Source organism: Micromonospora sp. NPDC047467, assembly GCF_040643095.1.
Classification (GTDB): domain Bacteria; phylum Actinomycetota; class Actinomycetes; order Mycobacteriales; family Micromonosporaceae; genus Micromonospora.
In genome coordinates, this window is record NZ_JBEYTO010000017.1 from 15,796 (window position 1) to 36,239 (window position 20,444).

Genomic DNA, 20,444 nt, shown 5'->3' on the forward strand with positions numbered 1-20,444 from the left:
GCTGCCCGTCGAACGGGCGGTCGGCAATCCGGCCAGCCGCCTCTATTGATCCAGCCATTTGCATCTGGCGATGGCTTTGCGGGCACCGTATGGTTCCCCGCAACACCCCGACAGGCGCACTCTATGGGCAGATTTGCCCTCATTGATGCTGGGCGGTGATCGACAGTGGTGGCAGAAAATCCTCCGGCGGCAGACCCCGGATGGGTGGACGAAGTTCTCCTCACCGGCCGCCCGACGGATGTTTGTCTCCGATTGCCCGAACCGATCGACCGGGCCACCCTGCACCGGCTGGTCACCGCCGCACAGGACCGCCTCACCGAGGCCGGACTGCGCCCCGGCGGCGCCGCCGCGCTGCGGCTGCCGCCCTCGCTGGCGTACGTGGTCAACCTGCTGGCCACCTGGCGCGCCGGCGGGCAGGCGATCCTGCTCGACCACCGGCTGACCGACCACGAGGTGGACCGGGCGCTGGCCCGGCTCACCCCGCAGGTGGTCGTCGCGCCCCTGCGGACCGGCGGCGGCGCGCTGAAGATCTTCGTCGACGTCACCGAGACCATCACCCGGTACGCCGACCGTCCGGCGGTCAGCGGCCACGCCGTCATCCAGCTCAGCTCCGGCTCCACCGGACCCTCCAAGGTGATCGGCCGCACCGCCGCCGACCTGGTCGCCGAGGTGCACCGCTACACCCGGATCGACGGGGTGGCGCTGCCCGGCGAGCGGATCATCCTGCTGCCGTCCATGGTGCACGTTCTGGGGCTGGTCGGAGGCCTGCTCTACGGCCTGCACGCCGGCGTCGAGTTGGTCCCGCCGCAGCGGCTCAGCGGCGACGCCGTGCTGGCGGCCATCGCCGCCGACCCGACGCCCGCCACCGTGCTGGGCGTGCCGTTCCACATCGGCCTGCTCGCCTCCACCCGACCCGCCGGCCCGCTGCCGCAGCTGCGGCGCATGACCACCGGCGGGGAGTTGGTGCCGGCGGCGGTGGCCCGGGCGTTCGCCGACCGGTACGGCGTGCCGCTGGGCAACATGTACGGGATGACCGAGGTCGGGGTGATCGGCACCGACCTGCACGGCACACACCGTCCGTCGATCGCCCCGGCGCCCGGCATCGAGGTCCGCGAGTCCGGCGGTGAGCTGTGGGTCTCCTGCCCGGCGTCGCCGTACGTCGGGCTCAGCGACGAGACCCGGTGGGCCGACGGCTGGCTGCGCACCCGCGACGCCGGCACCGTCGACCCCGACAGCGGCCTGGTCACCGTCCGAGGACGGCTCGACTCGCAGGTCTCCGTGGGCGGCCTGAAGGTCGACCTCACCGAGGTGGAGTCCACGGTCGCCGAGCTGCCCGGGGTGACCGCCGCCGTGGTGGTGTGGGACGACGGCATCACCGCGTACGTCCAACCCGACGGCCCGCTGTCCGAGGAGATGCTGGACAAGCTCCTGGCCGAACGGCTGGCCGGCTTCAAGCGCCCCCGGGTGCTGCGCCTGCTCGATCAGCTGCCCCGCACCACCACCGGCAAGCTCGTACGCTCGATCGACGCCCTGCGCGCGGCGGCCACACCGTGACCAGTCCACTGCACCACCTCGACGTCGACCGACGCCTGCGCCCGCACCGCGACCGCCACGACGAGACCCCCGCCCAGCTCCGGATGGCCGACCCGCAGGGGCTCGCCACCGGGCACCGGCCGCAACGACCGCCCTGGTGGTGGCATCGGCCGGAGCAGCCCGCCGTCGCGCAGACCCCGCCCGAGCGCCTTGCCGACCGCCTCCTTCGCGGTCCACAGCCGCAGGAAGTCCACCGCCCGTCCGGCCTCGGGCCGACCGGCGAGCCAGGCCAGCTCGGTCGGCGGAAACCAGCGGCGGGCCAGCGCGAGCGCCGGCAGCGGGCGGACCCGCTCCACGTCCACGCCGACCGGGCCGACGACGCGGGCGGCGACCACCACGATCCCGGCGGTGCGGCTGACGCTCACCGGCAGGGTCGCCCTCCCGTCGATCCGGACGAGCGGCCTTCCTCCGGTGTCGTGCGTCAGCACCACCTCCGACTCCGCACCGCCGAGCAGCGCGGCACCCGCCCGCCGCAGCAACCCTCCGGCCGGGCCCGGCTGACCGCCGGCGTCCCGACCGACCCACACGTAGGCGGTGTCCCGACCGGACATCGTCAGCTGGCCCACGCAGAGAGGGTATCCATGAGAGCCGAGGTCCGCGCCTTCGTCGTCGAGCAGCTCGCCGACATGAACTACGACGTCGAAGGGCTCGACGACGACACCACGCTCGGCCCGTCCGGCGTCGACCTGGAATCGCTCGCCCTGGCCGACCTGTCCGTCCGTGTCGAGGACCGCTACGGGCTGACGTTCGCCGACGACGAGTCGGAGAAGCTGGCCCTGATGACGGTCGGCGAGTTCACCACCATGGTCGCCGACCGTGTCGCCGAGGCGACGAGCGACAACGCCTGATGACCGGTCAGCCCGACCTGGGGCGAGCTGACCTGCTGACCATGCTCGCCGAACTCACCGCGAAACCCGCCACCGAGGTGCCCGACCGGATCGGGTCGATGGAGCTCGCCTGGCTGGTGCACCTCGTCGAGCAGCGCTACGAGCGGCGACTCGACCTCACCGACGACGACCTGGCCGGTATCCGTACCGTCGACGACGCCCTCGCGGTGTTCCGCGCGTCGTTGACCGCTCCCGCAGATGGCTGAGGCACGCGTCGCCCAGCTCACCGGTGTGCACGCGGTAAGCGCCCTGGGTCGGGGCGCGGACGCGCAGCTCACCGGCGTCCTGGCCGGCGCGGCGGCCTTCGCCCCGGTACGGCGCTTCGACACCGCAGCCCGCCGGGTCACCGTGGCGGCCACCCTGCCCGACGTCGGCACCCTCGCCGACGAGCTGGCCGCCGCGATCGACGCGGCCTGCGCGGCGGCCGGACTGGACCGCCCGCGACGGGCCGAGTGCGCGCTGCTGCTCGCCGTGCACGGCGGGCCGGTGGCGTCCGTGCTGGCCGGTCAACTGGCCGACCACTGTGGACTCGGCGGTCGTACCCGGGTCTACACCAGCGCCTGTGTGTCGGCCAGCACGGCGGTGGCCGACGCGGCGGCACTGATCGGCCGTGGTGACCTGGACCGGGTGGTGGTGGCCGCCGGTTACCTGGTCGAGCCGGACCAGTTCGCGCTCTTCGACGCCGGCCGCGCCCTCGCCGACGACGGGGCGGTACGCCCGTTCAGCGCCGGCCGGCGCGGGCTGCTGCTCGGCGACGGGGTGGCCGCGGTGGTCCTCGAATCCCGCGCGGTCAGCCGCCGCCGTGGCGTCGAGCCGCTGGCCACCGTGGTCGGCTGGGGACGCGCCGGGGACGCCTTCCACCCGTGCCAGCCGGACCCCAGCGGCACCGGGCTGGCCCACGCGGTCAGCTCCGCGCTGCGTCGGGCCGGGCTGCCACCGCAGGCCGTCGGCTACGTCAACGCCAACGCCACCGGCACCGCGCAGAGCGACGCGGCCGAGGCGGCGGCGCTGCACCGGGCGCTCGGCGGTCACGCCGCGCGGGTCCCGGTCAGCTCCACGAAGTCGGTGCACGGGCACGCCCTGGAGGCGTCCGGGTTGCTCGAACTGGTGGTCACCGCGTACGCGCTGCGTCACGGCGAACTGCCGGTCAACGCCGGCTGGCTGGCCCCCGACGAGGCGTGCCCGCTCACCGTCGTCACCGACGCGTCCCGCCGGTCGACCGCGACCCACGCCCTGACCCTCAACGCCGCCTTCGGCGGCGCCAACACCGCCCTGCTGGTGGGCACCCCGTGACCGCCCCCCACCACCCCCCGCGATCTTGCACTTCCTGCCCTGGCGAAGACGACAAAAGCCCCGATTCGGCGACCGAAACTGCAAGATCGCCGGGGGAGGGGGTGGGCGTGCGGGCGTGGGCTCGGTGGCCTGAGGTGGGCGACGGGGAGGCGCCGGGGGTGCCGGGGTTCGTGCACTCGGGGTTCGCGCCGATGGTGGTGGCCGTGGCGGAGCGGTGTCTGCGGCGGCGGTACGGAGCTGGGCCGGTGCCGGCGGGGGTGCGGACGGGGGTCGTGCTGGTCAGTGCCAGTGGGGACCTCGTCAGCGCCGAGCACGTGCGGGCCACGGTGGAGACCGGCGGGCGGGTTGGTCCGCTGTTCTTCTTCCAGTCCGTGCCCAACAGCGTCGCCGGGCACATCGCCGCCCGCTGGGGGCTGCGCGGTCCGGTGGTCTGCCTGAGCCCGACCGGTGACCCGTACGCCGACGGTGCTGCCGAGGCGGACCTGCTGCGGTACGACGGCGACGCCGACGAGGTGTTGCTGATCCTGATCGAACAGGCACCCGACACGCCCACCGAGGCGGTCGCGGTGCTGCTGGGTGAAGGAGCACAGCCATGAGGACCAGGGGACTACGCGGCGCGTTGGCCGCCGACACCGAGCTGGGCGCGGGCAACATGCTGGCCCGGGTGCTGGCGCACGGCGCCGACCCGGACGGACCGGGGTTGACGTTCGACACCGCCGTCGACGGGCACCCGGCCGAGGCGCCGCTCACGCTGGGCCGGCTCGACGAGCGGGTCGCCGCCCGCGCCGCCTGGCTGCACGAGCGCGGCGTACGCCCCCGCGACCCGGTCGCCGTCTGGGCCACCGCCGCCGCCGACATGGTGCTCAGCTTCCTGGCGCTGGCCCGGCTCGGGGCGATCCCGGCGCTGATGAACGGCAAGCTCCGTCCGGAGATCGCCGCCGAGTACATCCGCCGCCTGCGGGGCGTCGGTGTGCTCGCCGACGACGAACACACCGCGCTGCTGGCCGGGCACGATGTCGGCGTACCGCTGCTCGGCACGCCCGCGCGGGCCGGCACGGGCGACCCGGCCGCCGCCCCGGCGCACTACCGGCACCACCCCGACGACCCGATCGTGATCACCCACACCTCCGGGACCACGGGGGTGCCCAAGGCGGTGCTGCACTCACACGCCAGCCTCTTCGCCGCCACCCGGCACCTGCTCACCATGCCGCAGGCGCAGGGCACCAGCCGGATCCTCAACGCGCTGCCCGCCCCGCACACCGCGACGGTGCTGATGGTCAACCAGGCGCTGGGCAACCGAGCGGAGATGTTCCTGCTGTCCGAGCAGGGCGGTGAGCGGGTGCTGGACGCGATCCAACGGTGGCGTCCCGACGGGGTGTTCGGGTTCTCGGTCACCTGGGCCGAGCTGGCCCGGTTCGACCTGTCCGGGTACGACCTGGAGTCGGTGCGGCTCTGGTTCAACACCGGCGACGCCTCGCACGAGCCGCACATCCGCCGCCTCGTCGCGGTCGGCTCCCGGGACACCGTCACCCGCGACGGTGTGGTGCGGGTGCCCGGCTCGGTCTTCATCGACGGTCTGGGCTCCAGCGAGATGGGGCACTCCATGTTCCACATCACCCACCGCGCCGACACCGACCGGTACGGCCGCTGCATCGGTAGGCCGTACCGGTTCACCCGGGTCGCGGTGCTGGACGCCGACGGTGAGCCGGTGCCGGTCGGCGAGGTGGGTTTCCTGGGCATCGACTCGCCGTCGCTGTTCCGGGGCTACTGGAACGACTCGGTCACCACCTACCGGTTCCGCCAGCGCGGTTGGTACCTCACCGGCGACCTGGTCCGCGCCGACGCCGAAGGTCGCTACTACCACCTGGACCGGGCGGTCGACTCGGTCGACGTCGGCGACGGTCGGCGCTTCTACACCGCGCTGTCGGAGGAGCGGATCCTGGCCGCCTGCCCGGACGTCACCGACTGCACGGTGGTGATCGTCGCCGAGGCCGCCGGTGTGGTCACCGACGTGCTGCTGGAGTTGGCCGCCGGCGCGGACGACGCCGAGGACCGCACCGAACGGGTTCGCGCCGCGCTCGGCCCGGACGTCGGCGCCACGCTGCGCCGGGTGGTGCCGGTCCGCTCCGCCGACATCCCGGTCACTGTCACCGGCAAGGTCCGCAAGGTCGTCCTGCGCGAGCGCTACCTCACCGAGGCGTCGTCGTGACCGGGCGGTCCGGAGCGCCGTCGTGACCGCCCTGATCACCGGGATGGGCCTGTTCACGCCGGTCGGACGGGGCGTCGAGGAGACCTTCGACGCGCTGACCACCGGCCGGTCCGGGCTGACCCGCCCACCCGAGGGGCACCCGGCGCGCGAGTCACTCGACGTCGCCGGCCTGCTGCCCGACATCGACCCGCGCACCGTCGCGTCCGGGCCGGAGACCCGGGTGCTGGACCGGATCGTGGTGCTCGCGTTGCTGGCCGCCGCCGACGCGCTCGCCGACGCCGGCATCGAGGTGGGCCGCGACGTCGACCCCGACCGGATCGGGGTGATCGTCGGTGGTGTCGGCGGGATGGCCACCCTGGAGTCGCAGGTGCTGGCCCGCGCCGCCCGGGGCCGCGCGGCGGTCAGCCCGTACCTGCTCACCGGCATCCTGCCCAACATGCCGGCGGCGCGGATCGCCATCGCGCACGGCATCCGGGGCTACAGCTCGTCGGTCGGCACCGCCTGCGCCTCCGGCGCCCAGGCCATCGCCGACGCGGTCCGGCTGATCCGGGCCGGGGAGGCCGACGTGGTGGTCTGCGGTGCCAGCGAGGCCCCGCTCTTCCCGACCTTCGCCGACACGTTCGGCAACGCGCGGGCACTGGCCCGCGCCGGCGGCGACCCGGCCCGGGCGAGCCGGCCGTTCGACACCTCCCGCAGCGGGTTCGTGCTGGCCGAGGGCGCCGCGCTGCTGGTTCTCGAAGCCGCCGAGCACGCCGCCGCACGCGGCGTCACCGGGTACGCCGAGGTGGCCGGCTACGGGGCGACCACCGACGCGTACCACCCGACCGCGCCCCGCCCGGACGGCGCCGGCGCGGCGGCGTGCATCCGCCACGCGCTGCGCGGCGCCCGCGTGCCCGCGGCGGCGGTCGGCTACGTCAACGCGCACGGCACCGGCACCAAGCTCGGCGACATCGCGGAGACCACCGCCCTCGCGGACGTCTTCGGCGTCGGCGGCGTGCCGGTCAGCTCCACCAAGGCGCTCACCGGCCACCTGCTCGGCGCCTCCGGGGCGCTGGAGGCGGCGGCCACCGCGCTGGCGCTCGGTCGGGGGCTGCTGCCACCGACGTACCACCTCGACGACCCGGACCCGGCCTGCCCGGCGGACCACATCCGTGGCACGCCCCGCAAGGCCGACCCGGAGTACGCGCTGACCAACTCGTTCGGGTTCGGCGGCCAGAACGTGAGCCTGCTGCTCGCGCGCGTCGCCGAGCCGAGGAGGTGATCGACGCGGCATCCCGGGCGGGGCGCGTCCGGACGGCAACACGGGGGATCCGTGGGAAGGGCACAGGAGACATGGACATCCGTGGCATTGACCACATCGAACTCTACGTGGGGGACGCCCGGCAGGCGGCCTTCTACTTCAGCACCGCCGTCGGCTTCCAGCTCTGCGGCCAGGGCGGCCCGGAGACCGGGCTGGCGGGGCAGCGCTCACTGCTGCTCTGCCACGGTGACATCCGGTTGCTGCTCACCTCCGGGCTGAGCGCCGAGCATCCGGCGGCCCGGTACGTGCAGCGGCACGGCGACGGCATCGCGGTGATCGCGGTCGAGGTCGACGACGTCGCCGACGCGTACGCCGAGTTGGTGGGTCGGGGGGCGACCGGGGTGACGCCGCCGACCACCGTCACCGGCGCGGACGCCGAGGTGGTGACCGCCGAGGTGAACGGCTTCGCCGACGTGCGGCACCGCCTGGTGCAGCGTCGTGGCGACCGGAGCGACTTTCTGCCGGGCGTCATCACACCGTCCACGACGGACGCGCCACCACCGGTGCTCGTCGAGGTCGACCACCTGGCCGTCTGCGTGCCGCCCGGCGAACTCGACGAGACGGTCCGGCACTTCGAGCGGCTGTTCGACTTCTCCCAGATCTTCGAGGAGCACATCGAGGTCGACGGGCAGGGGATGAACTCCAAGGTGGTGCAGAGCCCGTCCGGGCGGGTCACCGTGGTGCTGCTGGAACCGGACAACACCCGCCGGCCGGGGCAGATCGACGCGTTCCTCGACCAGCACGCGGGCGGCGGCGTGCAGCACCTGGGGCTGCGCACCGACGACATCGTCGCCGCCGTCGAGGCGCTGGCGCGGCGCGGGGTGCGCTTCGCGGGCACCCCCGGGAGCTACTACGACTCCCTCGAAGCGCGGGTCGGCCGGGTCGACGGGCCGCTGGACCGACTGCGTGAGCTGGGCGTGCTTGTCGACTCCGACCACGGCGGCCAGCTGTTGCAGATCTTCGCCGAGTCGATGCACGTGCGCCGCACGCTCTTCCTGGAGCTGATCGAGCGGCGCGGCGCGAGTGGCTTCGGCAGCGGCAACATCAAGGCCCTCTACGAGGCCAAGGAACGGGAACTGGCCGCGGCGGCGGCCACACCACAGGGGGTGGGGGCATGACCGCGACGGAGTACGAGCCGACGCTGACCGCGCAGGAGCGGGCGCTGCTGCCCTCCGACGACGACGTGCGGCACTACGCCGAGCACGGCTGGTACCTGTCGAAGAAGCTCTTCACCGACGACGAGGTGGACGCCCTCACCGCCGCCGCGCGGCGCTACTACGACGGGGAGCGCGACCGTCGGCTGCCCGTCCGGCCGCCGAAGCTCGCCTACTGGGAGCCGTCCCGGGGGCCGGTGCAACGGCACAACGACTACGTCCACCACGAGCACGACGGGTTCGGCGCGATCCTGCGCAAGCCGCTGATCGGCGCGGTCGCCGCCCGGCTGGCCCAGGCCGACGAGATCCGGATCTTCCAGTCCACGCTGATCTACAAGCCGCCGATCTCCGGCGAACCGAGCAACATCGTGCCCTGGCACTTCGACAAGCACTACTGGGCGGCGTCGTCGTCGGAGAAGATGCTCACCGCGTTCATCCCCTTCCACGACTGCGGGGAGGAGATGGGCACCATCACCATGGTCGACGGTTCGCACCGGTGGAGGGAGTTCGGCGCGGACGACACAGTGGTGCGGCACTTCGCCGACCGCGACCACGGCCAGTTGGAGGCGATGCTGGCCGAGAACGCGGCGCACAACGACGCCGAAATCCGCAAGATCCCGATGGTGATCCCCAAGGGACACATGAGCTTCCACCACTGCCGCACCTACCACGGCAGCGGCCCCAACGTCAGCGGTCGCCCCCGACAGGCGATCTCGCTGCACCTACAGGACGGCGACAACGCCTGGCGGGAGTTTCCGCTCTCCGACGGCACGTTCGCCTCGTACAACCACGACGTGCTGGTCCGCCGCACCCACGACGGGCGGCCGGACTACGCGGACCCCGACTACTGCCCGGTCATCTGGCGCCACCGCGCCCAGCAGGGAGGCTGACATGTCACGGTACGACTGGGGTAAGACGCACCCGGGCATCGAGCGGTTGGAGCGGGCGGTGACCGAGCGGCGCGACGTCGTGGTCAAGCACCCCCTCTACGCCAACCTGGACACCCACGAGGCGCTTGTCACGTTCATGGAGCACCACGTCTTCGCGGTCTGGGACTTCATGTCCCTGCTGAAGTCGTTGCAGCGGCAGCTGACCTGCGTCAGCGTGCCGTGGATCCCGACCGGCCCGACCGGCAGCCGCCGCCTCATCAACGACATCGTCATGGTGGAGGAGAGCGACGAGCTGGACGGGGGCTACATCAGCCACTTCGAGCTGTACGTGCAGGGCATGGCCGAGGCCGGCGCGGATACCACCGCCGTGAACACCCTGATCGACCTGCTGCGCGCCGGCCGGCCCGTCACCGACGCCCTCGCCGAGGCCGGGGTGCCGGCGGCGTCGACCGCGTTCGCCGCCACCACCTGGCAGATCATCGAGTCTACCCCGGTGCACTGCCAGGCGGCGGCGTTCGCGTTCGGCCGGGAGGACCTGATCCCGGACATGTTCACCCAGGTCGTCGCGGTCAACGAGCGCAGCAACCGGCTGCACACGTTCGTCGACTACCTGGAACGGCACATCGAGGTCGACGGCGAGCAGCACACCCCGATGGCCATGCAGATGCTCGCCGACCTGTGCGGCGACGACGACACCAAGTGGCAGGAGTGCGCCGACACGGTGAACACCGCCCTCGCTGCCCGCGCCCGACTCTGGGACGACATCCTCGCCGCCATTGAGGGACCGGCGTGACCGACGCCGACCCGGTCCGGCTCTACCGCACCGTCCGGCTGATCCGCCGGTTCGAACAGCGGGCGGTGGAGCTGGTCCACGGCGGGCAGATCGTCGGCGGCATCCACCCGTACCTCGGTCAGGAGGGGATCGCCGCCGGCATCTGCGCCGCCCTCGGCGCCGACGACGTGCTCGCCGGCACCCACCGCGGGCACGGGCACGTGCTGGCCCGCGGCGCCGACCCGGCCCGCATGCTCGCCGAGCTGTGCGGCCGGGTCACCGGCCTCAACGCCGGGCGCGGCGGCTCGATGCACGCCGCCGACCTCAGCCTCGGCGTGCTCGGCGCCAACGCGATCGTCGGCGCATCCGGGGCGATCATCACGGGTGCGGTCTGGGCCCACCGTCGCCGGGGGCGCGACACCGTCGGGGTGAGCTTCTTCGGTGACGGCGCGGTCAACGAGGGGATGCTGCTGGAGGCGTTCAACCTGGCCGCGCTCTGGCGGGTGCCGGTGCTGTTCGTCTGCGAGAACAACGGTTACGCCACCACCATGCCGGTCGCCGGCGCGGTCGCCGGCAGCATCGCCGGCCGCGCCGTCGCGTTCGGCATCCCGGCGGTCCAGGTCGACGGCCAGGACCCCGAGGTGGTACGCGCCAGCGCGGCCGCCGCCGTCGACCGGATGCGCGCCGGCGGCGGCCCCGAGCTGATCGAGGCCCTCACCTACCGCTTCGACGCCCACCACACCTTCGAACACGCGGTACGCCTCGACTACCGCGCCCCCGACGAGGTGACCCGGGGCCGGTCCCGGGACCCGGTGCTCATCCAGGGCGAACGGCTCACCGACACCGACCGCGCCGCCGTCGACGCGGAGGTCGAGGCGACCCTCGACGCGGCGGTGCGGTACGCCCTGACCAGCCCGGAACCCGACCCGGCCGACGCGCTGGCGTACCTGTACGCCAGCGGCCTGACCGCCCGCACCGGAGGTGGCTAGTGCCCCGACTGTCGTACCGCCGGGCGTTGACCCGGGCCCTCGCGGACGAGCTGGCCCGCGACGAGGCGGTGTTCCTGCTCGGCGAGGACATCCAGGTCGGTGCCTCGCTGGTGACCACCGGGCTGGCCAAGCGGTTCGGCGTCGACCGGGTGCGCGACACCCCACTGTCGGAGCAGGCGTTCACCAGCTTCGCCACCGGGGCGGCGCTGGCCGGGCTGCGGCCGGTGATCGAGTTCCAGATCCCGTCCCTGCTGTTCCTGGTCTTCGAGCAGATCGTCAACCATGCCCACAAGTTCCCGCTGATGACCGGTGGGCAGTGCGCCGTGCCGGTCACCTACCTGGTGCCCGGCTCCGGCTCGCGTACCGGCTGGGCGGGGCAGCACTCCGACCACCCGTACAGCCTCTTCGCCCACGTCGGGGTGGTCACCGTCGTGCCCGCCACCCCCGCCGACGCGTACGGGCTGCTGGTCACGGCGATCCGGCACGACGACCCGGTGGTGGTGTTCGCCCCGGCCGGCGCGATGGACGTACGCGAGGACGTCGACGCCGTCGATCTGGCGTCGGTGCCGCTGGGTCGCGGCCGGATCCACCGCGCCGGCGACGACGTGACAGTGGTCGCGGTCGGGCACCTGGTGCACGACGCGCTCGCCGTGGCCGAGGACCTGGCCGACCAGGTCTCGGTGGAGGTGTTCGACCCCCGCACGCTCTACCCGTTCGACTGGGACGGGTTGGCCGAGTCGGTGGCCCGCACCGGGCGCCTGGTCGTGTTCGACGACGCCAACCGCTCGTGCGGGATGGCCGCCGAGATCATCGCGTCGGTGGTGGAACGGGTGCGGCTGCTCGCGCCGCCGCGCCGGGTCACCCGGCCGGACGGGGCGGTGCTCCCGTTCGCCCCGGCGCTGGACCGGGCGGTGCAGCCCGGCCGGGACCACCTCGCCACCGCCATCCACCTGACCATGAAGGACGGAACATGATCGACCCGAGCTACTCGTGGCCGCCGGCCGACCGCGCCTGGGCCGACCTGCCGGAGCCGGCCCGCCAGGCCATGGTGGCCAGTGGCGCGGCGGCCTGGGAGTCGGTCTTCCACGGCCGGGCGACCTACAACAAGCAGTGGCGGTTGGCCCGGCCCCCGGTGCTCAGCGCCGACGCGTGGCGGGAGCTGAACGAGGTCTGCGACCGGCTCGCCCACCTGATCCTCGACACCTGCCGCCGTCGGGTGGGCACCGCCGGGGAGCTGCGCCGGCTGCTCGGCGTACCGGCGGGGGAGACCCGGCTGCTCGACGAGTCCGAGCCGCTGACCGAGGCGTTGCTCGCCGCGTACCGGCCGGACGTGCTCTTCACCGACGGGGTGCCGAAGTTCGTCGAGTACAACATCGACAGCAGCCTCGGCGGCGGCTTCGACGCGGACACCGTGATCCAGCGGTTCGCCCAGCTCTACCGGGAGCGGGGCATCCTCGACGACCTGCCGGTGCGGGCCGCGCCGTCGCTGCTGGACCAGCGGTTCGTGGCGATCCGCGAGGAGTTGCGGCTGCCCGACGGTGCCCGGGTGGCGCTGCTGATGGACTTCGACGCCGACTACCCGGGCCTCGACGACCCCGAGACGTTCATCCGCATCCTCAGCCCTCTCGCGGTACGCGCCCGGGACTTCGGCATCGACCTGGTCATCGCCCCGGTGTCCACGGCCACCCTGGACGCCGACCAACGCCTCGTCGTCGACGGCGCGCCGGTCGACGCGCTGTTCCGGCTCTTCGTGCCCAACCGGGTCACCCCGACCGACGGCCTGGAGGCGGTGGCCGGGGCCCTGGCCGCCGGCACGCTGCCGATGTTCGTGTCGACGGCGGCCTGGCTGCTCGGCAACAAGACCACGTTCGCCTGGCTGTGGGAGGACGTGGACGGACTACCCGTCGCCGACCAGGCGCTGATCCGCCGTCATGTGCCGTACACCGTGCCGTTGACCGCCGCAGCGCTCGACCGGGCGATGGCCGAGCAGGCCGGGCTGGTGGCGAAGCCGGCCGACGGCTCCGCCGGGCACGGGGTGCTGATCGGCCCGGAGCTGAGCCCGGCGGACTGGGCCAACGGCCTACGCGCCGCCGTGGAGCAGGGCGGGACGATCCTGCAGGAGTACCTGCCGACCGACCGGGTGCCGATGGACTTCGTGCAGATCGAGACCGGCGAGACGGTCACGGCCGACGTCCCGTACACCCTGGCCCCGTACCTGTTCGGCCGCCAAGCCTCCGGCGCCCTGGCCCGGGTCGGCTACCCCGGCTGCGACGGAATCCTCAACCTGGCCCACGGAGTCCTCCTAACCGGAATCCTCCTCAAAACCTAACCCACCCCCACCCCCGGGCCGGCCCCCCGGTGATCATGGAGTTATTGCCACGACTCGCCGAGGTTGGGGGCAACAACTTCATGATCACCGGGGGGTCCGGGGGTGGGGTGGGGGCGGGTGGACAGGGCGCGGAGGGTTTCGGCTGTTGCTATGGCGTCGCTGCGGGCGCTGCCGTGGCGGCCGTCGGTGCTGTAGAGGGTCGGGTCCGCCGTCAGGGGATGGTCGGTCAGGTGGACGTGCAGGGTGCTCAGCCGCTCGGCCAGCCTTGCGGTGTGGGCGGACAGTCGGCGCATCCGCTCGGCGAGGCCGGCGCGCAGCGCCTCGGGGACCGCCGGGCTGTGCGACACGTCGAACATGCCGACCGTGATGACGTCGGCACCGGCCCCGCGCAGTGCGCTGATCATCGCGGTCAGCTCGGCGTCCACCGCATCGGCGTCGTAGGCCGGGTGGAAGGCGTCGTTGCCGCCGCAGACCACCAGCGCCAGGTCCGGCTCGAAGGCCAGCGCCGGGGCGAGCTGGGTGGCCCGCACCTGGTGCGCGCGCAGCCCGCGTCGGCCCAGATTCCGGTACGCCAGCTCGGGGCGGACGGCTGCCAGCTCGGCGGCGATCCGGTCGGCCCACTGCACGTCCGGGTAGCCCGGCGTCGGCTCGCACATGCCCTCCACCACACTGTCGCCGAGCGCCACGAACCGCCGCCACGGATGCCCGCGCAGCAGCTCGGCGGCCTCGCCGGGGCGCAGGCAGTACGGGTCCGTCGATTCGGTGAGCGTCGATGGCATGTCGGCACGCTAACCGACGCGGGACGCCTCGGCCATGGCCCGCTCAGCCGGTCACGGTGACCTCGGCCAGGTAGACGCAGGTCCGCTCCTCGTGGGAGGAGTAGTAGCTGACCCACAACAGGTCGTCGTGCCAGACCAGACCGGGATAGCTGGTGTCGCCGCCGGAGGGCAGCGCGACGAGTTCGGTCAGCTCGCCCCGTCCCGGGTCGACGGCGCAGATCGCGGTACGTACGTCGCCGTCGAGCAGGCGTACCCCGGCCAGCAGGCGTCCGTCGGGCAGCCGGAGCAGCGCCGGGCCGCCCACCTGGACACCCAGGTCGGTCCAGCACCAGTCCCGGTACGGCGGCACGGACCGGCCGAGCTGGGCGGTGGCGCTGTCCCCGTCGCGGCGCAGCAGGCAGAGGGCGGTGCCGTCCGGTTCGAAGACGAGCCCCGACTCGTTGGGATAGCCGGCCTCGAACAGGGTCGGCACCCACGGCTGAAGGTCGATGCCGTCGGCGCTGCGATAGAGGCGGGCGAGCCGGGGCTCCCGGGTGGCGTAGCCGACGCCGTACATCGCATCGTCGTGCCAGGCGGCCCGCCACACCCAGACACCCGGCTCACCGACCGGGATCGGGTCGCCCCAGGCGCGCCCGTCGCCGGAGAGCCAGGTCAGCGTGTCGAACGTCCTGCTGCTCGCGCCGGTGACGGCCGCCGCCAGGAGTTGCAGGCGTCCGTCGGGCCGTACGACGAAACGCGGGTCGCGCAGGTCGGCGCCGGCCTGGCGGATCGTCGTGGCGTCGGTCCACGATCGCCCGTCGGTGGAGGTCAGCACCCGGATCACGCCGTCGTCGAGGAGGTGGGTCCGACCTTCGCGGAAGGCGCAGAACCACCGTCCGTCGTGCCGGACGAGGTCGGTGAACGCGCTGTGCGGCGCGCGGTCGCCGATCCGGTGGACGGCGGCGACCTCGGCGGTGGTGCGGCGGGTGGGTGACGACGTCATGGGCGACTGCCTCCTGGCGCTGGGGGAGCGCGACGACGCTAGCCGCCGCCGACGACGCCCACACGGCCACGAGACGAACGCGCGTCGAACTCCCCGCCTGTCGGATAGGCGTCGCCGGCCCAACGGTGTCGGCGCGCTGAGCGGGGAAGGTGGTGTCGGGCGGTCACGATGGTGCAGAGGGCTCGCACCGCGTCCGCCGTGGATGCGTTCGTGCCGGTCACGTCGGTGCGGAGGTGGCAGCCGTGCTCAGTTCGTTCCTGCAGTCTTTGGCGACCAAACTGGTCGAGGAGATCCTCAAGCGGGTCGTCGAGTGGCTCGCGCCGAAGGCGCTGCGGTCCGTTCCGCATTCCGCCTCGCCGAACTGCCCGCGCTGCGGCGGGTACGGCGTCGCCCGCTGGGCGCCCGGTCGGGTGCGGCTGCTCTTCGTGCCGTCCCTGCTGGTCTTCACGTGGGGCTTCGCGGCCCTTCTGCTCGGCGTGCCGGCGACGGTGCTGGTCGTGGTCGGCGCGGTGTTGTCCGACGGCGTCGGCGCGATGACCGTCCTCGTCGCGCTGCTGGGTCTGCCGTTCGCCGCCACCGTCATGATCGCGGGGGCGTTGGGGCTGGCCCACTACCACAGCTACCCGCCGAAACGGTGCCACCGTTGCCAGGGCAGCTGGCCACGGCGTGAGCGCGACGAATATCTGCGGTCGACCCGGCCGGTGTTCACCTGTGGTTGCGGCCAGCGGCTCCGGGTGCCTCGGGCCGCCGGGGCGCGGCTGCGCTGCCCGCGCTGCGGCGCCGAACACGCCGTCCCGACCCCGGCGGGCCGCTGACGCGACGGGGGTGGAACCGACGATCACCTGCGTATCCTCGGCGGCGATCAGCCGCCGTCGGTCGCCGCAGCCGGGGTGGTGGCGGGGGTGGGGCGTCGTGGAGGGCTTGAGTCGTCCACACGGGTCAGCAGAGAGAACGCGCTGACCAGCAGGCTGGCCACGGCCATGGCCAGCAGCGCCGGGGTGAACCCGAGCGCGTCCACCGACCAGCCGCCGAGCAGCGCGCCGACCGGCAGCCCGACGAAGGCCAGCGAACCGGAGATGCCGATCACCCGGGTCTGCAGATCCGGCGGCACCCGTTCGTAGAGCGCCACCCCGAGCAGCGGGTTGACGGCCGCGATGCCGATTCCGGACAGGAAGGTCACCACGAGCACCACCGGCAACTCGTCGCTGATCGCCAACGCGACCAGCCGGGGTGCGCCGCCGACCATCGCGCCGATCAGGAACGTCAACCGGCGCGGCAGTCGGGGCCCGAGCGCGGTGAACAGCACGTTGCCCAGCAGCGCGCCCGCCGAGAACGTCGCCAGCACGACGCCGAGCCCACTCGGGCCGTGCAGTTCCCGGGCGACCCAGAACGGGATGTAGACAGCCACGCTGGCGTTGGTCACCATGTTCAGGGCCGAGACGACCCCCAGCATGCCCAGCAGGGGCCGGTCCCGCCCGAGGTACCCGAACCCGGCACGCAGCGCGCGCAGGTAGCTCACCGGCTCGGCGGCCTGCGCCGGGGCCGCCGGTGGCCGGACCAGGACGCCGATCAGCAGCGCGCAGATCCCGAAGCTGGCCGCGTCGATGAGGAGCGCCTCGGTCACCCCGAACGCGGCGATCAGCACGCCACCCACGGCCGCGCCGAAGAGGGTCACCACCCGGCTCAACCCGTCGTACGCCGAGGTCAGCCGGATCAGCGGCACCCCGGCGGCCTCGGCGACCGGCCGGAACATGACGTTCTTGACCCGGTCCCCGATGCCGCGCAGCGCGCCGGCCACCGCGACCAGCGCCACCAGCGGGGCGAACCCCAGCCACGGAGTCAACGCGACGACGACCATGGCCACCGCGCTGCCCGCGTCACAGATGATCGAGGTGCGGCGCAGCCCGATCCGGTCCGCCCACGGCGTGCCCAGCGCACTGGACAGCAGGTACGGCAGCGTCTCGGCGAACGCGACCAGGCCCATCTTGGTGGGGCTGCCGGTGGTTACGAGGACCAGCCACGGGATGGTCACCACCGAGATGCGGGTGCCCAGGTTGGAGATCAGGTCCGCGCTGACCAGGACGGCCAGCTGCCGACGGGGGGTCACGCCCCGACCGTCGCCGCCCGACGGGCGGCGTAGTCCTCGCGCAGCGCTCGTTTGTCGATTTTTGCCGACCGGTTCAGCGGCAGCCGGTCGGTGAACTTCACCCCGGCTGGCGCCCACATTTCGTTGAGCTCGGTGGTGACCAGGTCGATCAGCTCCGCGGCGGTGACCGTGGCGCCCGGGGCCGGCACCACGTACGCGTACGGGACCTCGCCGACCGCGTCGTCCGGCACGCCGATGACGGCGGCGGCCCGTACCTGCGGATGCCCGGCCAGCACGTCCTCGATGGGGCGGCAGAAGATGGCCCAGTTCCGACGATGCGTGACGATCATGTCGTGTGCCCGGTCGACGAGGTAGAGGTAGCCGTCGTCGTCCAGGTGGCCGATGTCGCGGGTACGCACCCAGCCGTCGACAAGCGTCTGCGCGGTCAGCTCCGGTTGACCGTGGTAGCCGGCGAAGCTCAGCCGGGTGTGCACCCACACCTCGCCGTCGCGGCCCGTCGGCAGCACCGCACCGTCGTCGTCGCGGATCTCGATGCGTACGTCGCCGTAGGGGCGGCCGCAGGAGCGCAGCCGCTCCGGGTGCTCCGGATCGTCGGTCAGGCCGGGCAGCGCGGTGATCACGACGGCCTCGCTGAGGCCGTACACGATGCGCAGCACCGGGCCGAACCGCGCGATGGCCTGGCGCAGCCGGGCGGGCGCGGCGGGCCCGGCGCCCACGTTGAACATGAACATGGCGGAGAAGTCGGCGCCGACCAGCGCCGGGTGGTCCAGCAACTCGTAGAGCATCGGCGGGGTGACGAACGTGGAGTTGATCCGCTCGCGCCGCACGGTGTCCACGAAGGCCACCGGGTCCCAGTCGTCGCGCAGCACCAGCACCCCGCCGGTGAAGAGGTTGAACAGGGTGGTGATCTGGCCGCTGGCCAGCCACATCGGCGAGTGCGACAGGTGCCGCAGCAGCGGGAACCCGGCGGCGCGGAAGTCCGCGGCCAGCGTGAGGATCTGGTCGTAGAAGCTCTCCCGGTGGTGCACCAGCTTGGGGCTGCCGGTGGTGCCGCTGGTCTGTAGGAACGACTCGGGCGCCGGCACCCGCGCCGGCGGCGCCACGGCCTCGCCGGCGTCGGCGGTGAGGTCCGGGCCGGCGCCTCCGGGGCCGAGGCAGCACACCGGGGTGCCGGGCAGGGCGGCGGCCAGCGCCGGACCCAGACTGGCCGGGTCCCGCGCGTCGTAGACCAGGGCGTCGGGGCGGGCCAGCCCGATGAACTCGTCGACCTCCCGGCGGGCCGTGACCGGGGCGACCCACATCGTTCGGCAGCCGATCAGGTGCAGGGCGAGTTGCAGCAGCGGCCCCTCCACGGCGTTCGCCACGGTCACCAGCACCGCCGCGCCCGGCCGCACGCCCTGCCGGGTCAGCGTCGCGGCCATCGCGCGCACCAGCGCGGCAGCCTCAATGTACGTGAGGCGACGGCCCCCGCCGACGAGCGCCTCCCGGTCACCGAAGCCGGCGAAGAGGTCCAGCGCCCTGTCCACGTAGGTCGTCCCGTGCCCGGGTCCGTCAGTCATCCGGCAGCCCCCATCCACGAAAGCGGCGGTCTCCGGGCAGCACCCCGGTGACGACGTGGCGGTGGGCACCCCTCGGGCGACCGCACCGTCGCCTGCGAGCCTAGGCCGGCGAGGGCCGCCCGGGACCGGGCCGACGGGCGGTCCAGCAGGCCCGGCGGACATTTGATGGCGTCGATCAGGTCGATTGACGCTCATCATCGGCGGCGGCTAGGTTTCTGGACCATCGTCCAGGCAGGAGCTGTCAGCGGACGGCCCTGGGCTTCCACACGATGGAGGTTCGATGTCAATCCCGAAGAGATGGCACGTCATCGCCGCCGCGGCCGTACTGCTGGTCGCCGGAACACCCGCTGTCGTCGCGAGCGCCGGCCCGTCCGGGACCGCCGGCCGACCTGACCAGGCCGTATGGGCGGGCAGTTGGGCCGCCGCGGTCACCCGGGGCAACTCGGTCGGGCTGACCAACACCGGCCTGAACGACCAGAGCGTCCGGATGGTCGTGCACGTCTCGGTGGGCGGCCCGGCGCTGCGGGTCCGCCTGAGCAACCTCTACGGCGAGCAGGCGGTCGAGGTCGGTCGGGCCACCATCGCCCGTCCGAACACCGCGACCGTCGACGACGTCTCCGACATCGACCCGGCCTCGCTGCGTCCGCTGCGCTTCAACGGCGGCGCCTCGGCGACCATGCTCCGGGGCGCGGAGCTGCTCAGCGACCCGCTGACCTTCCCGGTCGCGGACGACAGCGACCTGGTGATCACCCTGCACTTCCCGACGCCGACCGGACCGACGACCTTCCACGGTCAGTCCCAGCAGAACAACTTCATCGGCGCGGGCGACCTGACCGGTGCCGCCGACGGTGCGGGCTTCACCATCCGGCCCACCTGCTGCTGGTTCTTCCTCTCCGGAGTCGACGTGCAGCGCAAGGCCAGCCCCGGCGCGCTGGTCGTGCTCAGCGACTCCATGGGTGACGGCAACGGCAGCACCGTCAACGCCAACCGGCGCTGGCCCGACCTGCTCTCCGACCGGCTGCTCGCCGACCGGCCGGACAAGCGCACCCCGGGCGTGCTCAACCTGAGCCTGGCCGGCAACCGGCTCAACCACGAGGGCACCGAGCCGGGCGACGGCAACTACCCCGGTTACTTCCAGCTCGGCCCGAACGCGGCGGCCCGCCTCAACGAGGACGTCTTCGCCCAGACCGGCGTGCGGACCGTCGTCACCCATTTGGGCATCAACGACATCTGGATGTCCAACGACTCACCCGAGGCGATCATCGCCACCCTGCGGCAGATCAACCAGCAGCTCCAGCAGCGCGGGCTGACCAGCCTGGTGGCCACGCTGACGCCGTACGAGGGGCACGGCGCGCCGGGCGTGTGGACGCCGCAGAAGGAGGCCACCCGGCAGGCGGTGAACGCCTACCTGCGCGGCAGCCGGGAGTTCGACGGGCTGCTCGACTTCGACCGGGTGCTGCGTGACCCGGCGCGACCCAGCCAGCTGCGGCCCGCGTACGACTCGGGGGATCACATCCACCCGAACGACGCCGGCAACAAGGCGCTGGCCGACTCCGTGCCGCTGCGGCTGCTCGGGCTGTGACACCGGCAGGGGGCGGCGG

At 73.2% G+C, this 20,444-nt stretch carries 20 protein-coding genes; 15 read left to right on the top strand and 5 right to left on the bottom strand.

Annotated features, from left to right (window positions below; translation table 11 throughout):
* Positions 1 to 165 precede the first annotated feature (165 nt).
* Positions 166 to 1,554, top strand: a complete 1,389-nt coding sequence (locus tag ABZ780_RS30430) for a class I adenylate-forming enzyme family protein (RefSeq protein WP_357488242.1) — start codon at positions 166 to 168, stop codon at positions 1,552 to 1,554.
* On the opposite strand, the gene ABZ780_RS30435 is transcribed toward ABZ780_RS30430, so the two are convergent.
* Positions 1,482 to 2,144: a 4'-phosphopantetheinyl transferase superfamily protein gene (locus tag ABZ780_RS30435; protein ID WP_357488277.1), complete on the bottom strand. Its 663-nt coding sequence runs from the start codon at positions 2,142 to 2,144 to the stop codon at positions 1,482 to 1,484. The genes ABZ780_RS30430 and ABZ780_RS30435 overlap by 73 nt on opposite strands.
* Before the next feature lie 30 nt (positions 2,145 to 2,174).
* Between ABZ780_RS30435 and ABZ780_RS30440 the strand changes: the two genes are divergently transcribed.
* The 12 genes from ABZ780_RS30440 to ABZ780_RS30495 all read left to right on the top strand — a co-directional run bounded on the left by ABZ780_RS30440 (position 2,175) and on the right by ABZ780_RS30495 (position 13,416).
* Positions 2,175 to 2,441: an acyl carrier protein gene (locus ABZ780_RS30440; protein WP_007460627.1), complete on the top strand. Its 267-nt coding sequence runs from the start codon at positions 2,175 to 2,177 to the stop codon at positions 2,439 to 2,441.
* On the top strand, positions 2,441 to 2,686 hold the full coding sequence (locus tag ABZ780_RS30445; RefSeq protein ID WP_357000681.1) for an acyl carrier protein: 246 nt from the start codon (positions 2,441 to 2,443) through the stop codon (positions 2,684 to 2,686). The genes ABZ780_RS30440 and ABZ780_RS30445 overlap by 1 nt, the downstream gene beginning before the upstream one ends.
* Positions 2,679 to 3,773: a beta-ketoacyl synthase N-terminal-like domain-containing protein gene (locus ABZ780_RS30450; protein WP_357488243.1), complete on the top strand. Its 1,095-nt coding sequence runs from the start codon at positions 2,679 to 2,681 to the stop codon at positions 3,771 to 3,773. The genes ABZ780_RS30445 and ABZ780_RS30450 overlap by 8 nt, the downstream gene beginning before the upstream one ends.
* Positions 3,774 to 3,874: 101 nt before the next feature.
* Positions 3,875 to 4,369: a beta-ketoacyl synthase chain length factor gene (locus ABZ780_RS30455; RefSeq protein WP_357488244.1), complete on the top strand. Its 495-nt coding sequence runs from the start codon at positions 3,875 to 3,877 to the stop codon at positions 4,367 to 4,369.
* Positions 4,366 to 5,982, top strand: a complete 1,617-nt coding sequence (locus ABZ780_RS30460) for a class I adenylate-forming enzyme family protein (RefSeq protein ID WP_357488245.1) — start codon at positions 4,366 to 4,368, stop codon at positions 5,980 to 5,982. The genes ABZ780_RS30455 and ABZ780_RS30460 overlap by 4 nt, the downstream gene beginning before the upstream one ends.
* Before the next feature lie 22 nt (positions 5,983 to 6,004).
* Positions 6,005 to 7,243: a beta-ketoacyl-[acyl-carrier-protein] synthase family protein gene (locus tag ABZ780_RS30465; protein WP_357488246.1), complete on the top strand. Its 1,239-nt coding sequence runs from the start codon at positions 6,005 to 6,007 to the stop codon at positions 7,241 to 7,243.
* Between the two features lie 71 nt (positions 7,244 to 7,314).
* Positions 7,315 to 8,400: a 4-hydroxyphenylpyruvate dioxygenase gene (gene hppD, locus ABZ780_RS30470; RefSeq protein WP_357000694.1), complete on the top strand. Its 1,086-nt coding sequence runs from the start codon at positions 7,315 to 7,317 to the stop codon at positions 8,398 to 8,400.
* Entirely contained in the window at positions 8,397 to 9,326 is a 930-nt protein-coding gene (locus ABZ780_RS30475) for a phytanoyl-CoA dioxygenase family protein (RefSeq protein WP_357000696.1), read from the top strand. The genes hppD and ABZ780_RS30475 overlap by 4 nt, the downstream gene beginning before the upstream one ends.
* A gap of 1 nt (position 9,327) precedes the next feature.
* Positions 9,328 to 10,119, top strand: a complete 792-nt coding sequence (locus ABZ780_RS30480; RefSeq protein ID WP_357488247.1) for a DUF3050 domain-containing protein — start codon at positions 9,328 to 9,330, stop codon at positions 10,117 to 10,119.
* The gene (locus ABZ780_RS30485; RefSeq protein WP_357488248.1) at positions 10,116 to 11,087 is read left to right on the top strand and encodes a thiamine pyrophosphate-dependent dehydrogenase E1 component subunit alpha; all 972 of its coding nucleotides are present in this window, start codon (positions 10,116 to 10,118) and stop codon (positions 11,085 to 11,087) included. The genes ABZ780_RS30480 and ABZ780_RS30485 overlap by 4 nt, the downstream gene beginning before the upstream one ends.
* On the top strand, positions 11,087 to 12,061 hold the full coding sequence (locus tag ABZ780_RS30490) for a transketolase C-terminal domain-containing protein (protein WP_357488249.1): 975 nt from the start codon (positions 11,087 to 11,089) through the stop codon (positions 12,059 to 12,061). Before ABZ780_RS30485 ends, ABZ780_RS30490 begins: the two co-directional genes overlap by 1 nt.
* Positions 12,058 to 13,416: a hypothetical protein gene (locus tag ABZ780_RS30495; protein WP_357488250.1), complete on the top strand. Its 1,359-nt coding sequence runs from the start codon at positions 12,058 to 12,060 to the stop codon at positions 13,414 to 13,416. Before ABZ780_RS30490 ends, ABZ780_RS30495 begins: the two co-directional genes overlap by 4 nt.
* 41 nt (positions 13,417 to 13,457) lie before the next feature.
* On the opposite strand, the gene ABZ780_RS30500 is transcribed toward ABZ780_RS30495, so the two are convergent.
* Both ABZ780_RS30500 and ABZ780_RS30505 read right to left on the bottom strand, forming a co-directional pair.
* The gene (locus ABZ780_RS30500; protein ID WP_357488251.1) at positions 13,458 to 14,195 is read right to left on the bottom strand and encodes an SGNH/GDSL hydrolase family protein; all 738 of its coding nucleotides are present in this window, start codon (positions 14,193 to 14,195) and stop codon (positions 13,458 to 13,460) included.
* A 43-nt stretch (positions 14,196 to 14,238) separates the two neighbouring features.
* Entirely contained in the window at positions 14,239 to 15,177 is a 939-nt protein-coding gene (locus ABZ780_RS30505; protein ID WP_357488252.1) for a sialidase family protein, read from the bottom strand.
* 242 nt (positions 15,178 to 15,419) lie between these two features.
* On the opposite strand from ABZ780_RS30505, the gene ABZ780_RS30510 reads away from it, so the two are divergent.
* Positions 15,420 to 15,992, top strand: a complete 573-nt coding sequence (locus ABZ780_RS30510) for a hypothetical protein (protein WP_357488253.1) — start codon at positions 15,420 to 15,422, stop codon at positions 15,990 to 15,992.
* Positions 15,993 to 16,039: 47 nt separating this feature from the next.
* Here the strand turns inward: ABZ780_RS30510 and ABZ780_RS30515 are convergent, their stop codons facing one another.
* Together ABZ780_RS30515 and ABZ780_RS30520 are read right to left on the bottom strand one after the other, a co-directional pair.
* On the bottom strand, positions 16,040 to 17,284 hold the full coding sequence (locus ABZ780_RS30515) for an MFS transporter (RefSeq protein ID WP_357488254.1): 1,245 nt from the start codon (positions 17,282 to 17,284) through the stop codon (positions 16,040 to 16,042).
* Entirely contained in the window at positions 17,281 to 18,843 is a 1,563-nt protein-coding gene (locus ABZ780_RS30520; protein WP_357488255.1) for an AMP-binding protein, read from the bottom strand. The genes ABZ780_RS30515 and ABZ780_RS30520 overlap by 4 nt, the downstream gene beginning before the upstream one ends.
* A 307-nt stretch (positions 18,844 to 19,150) precedes the next feature.
* On the opposite strand from ABZ780_RS30520, the gene ABZ780_RS30525 reads away from it, so the two are divergent.
* Positions 19,151 to 20,425: an SGNH/GDSL hydrolase family protein gene (locus ABZ780_RS30525; RefSeq protein WP_357002746.1), complete on the top strand. Its 1,275-nt coding sequence runs from the start codon at positions 19,151 to 19,153 to the stop codon at positions 20,423 to 20,425.
* The last annotated feature ends 19 nt before the right edge of the window (positions 20,426 to 20,444 follow it).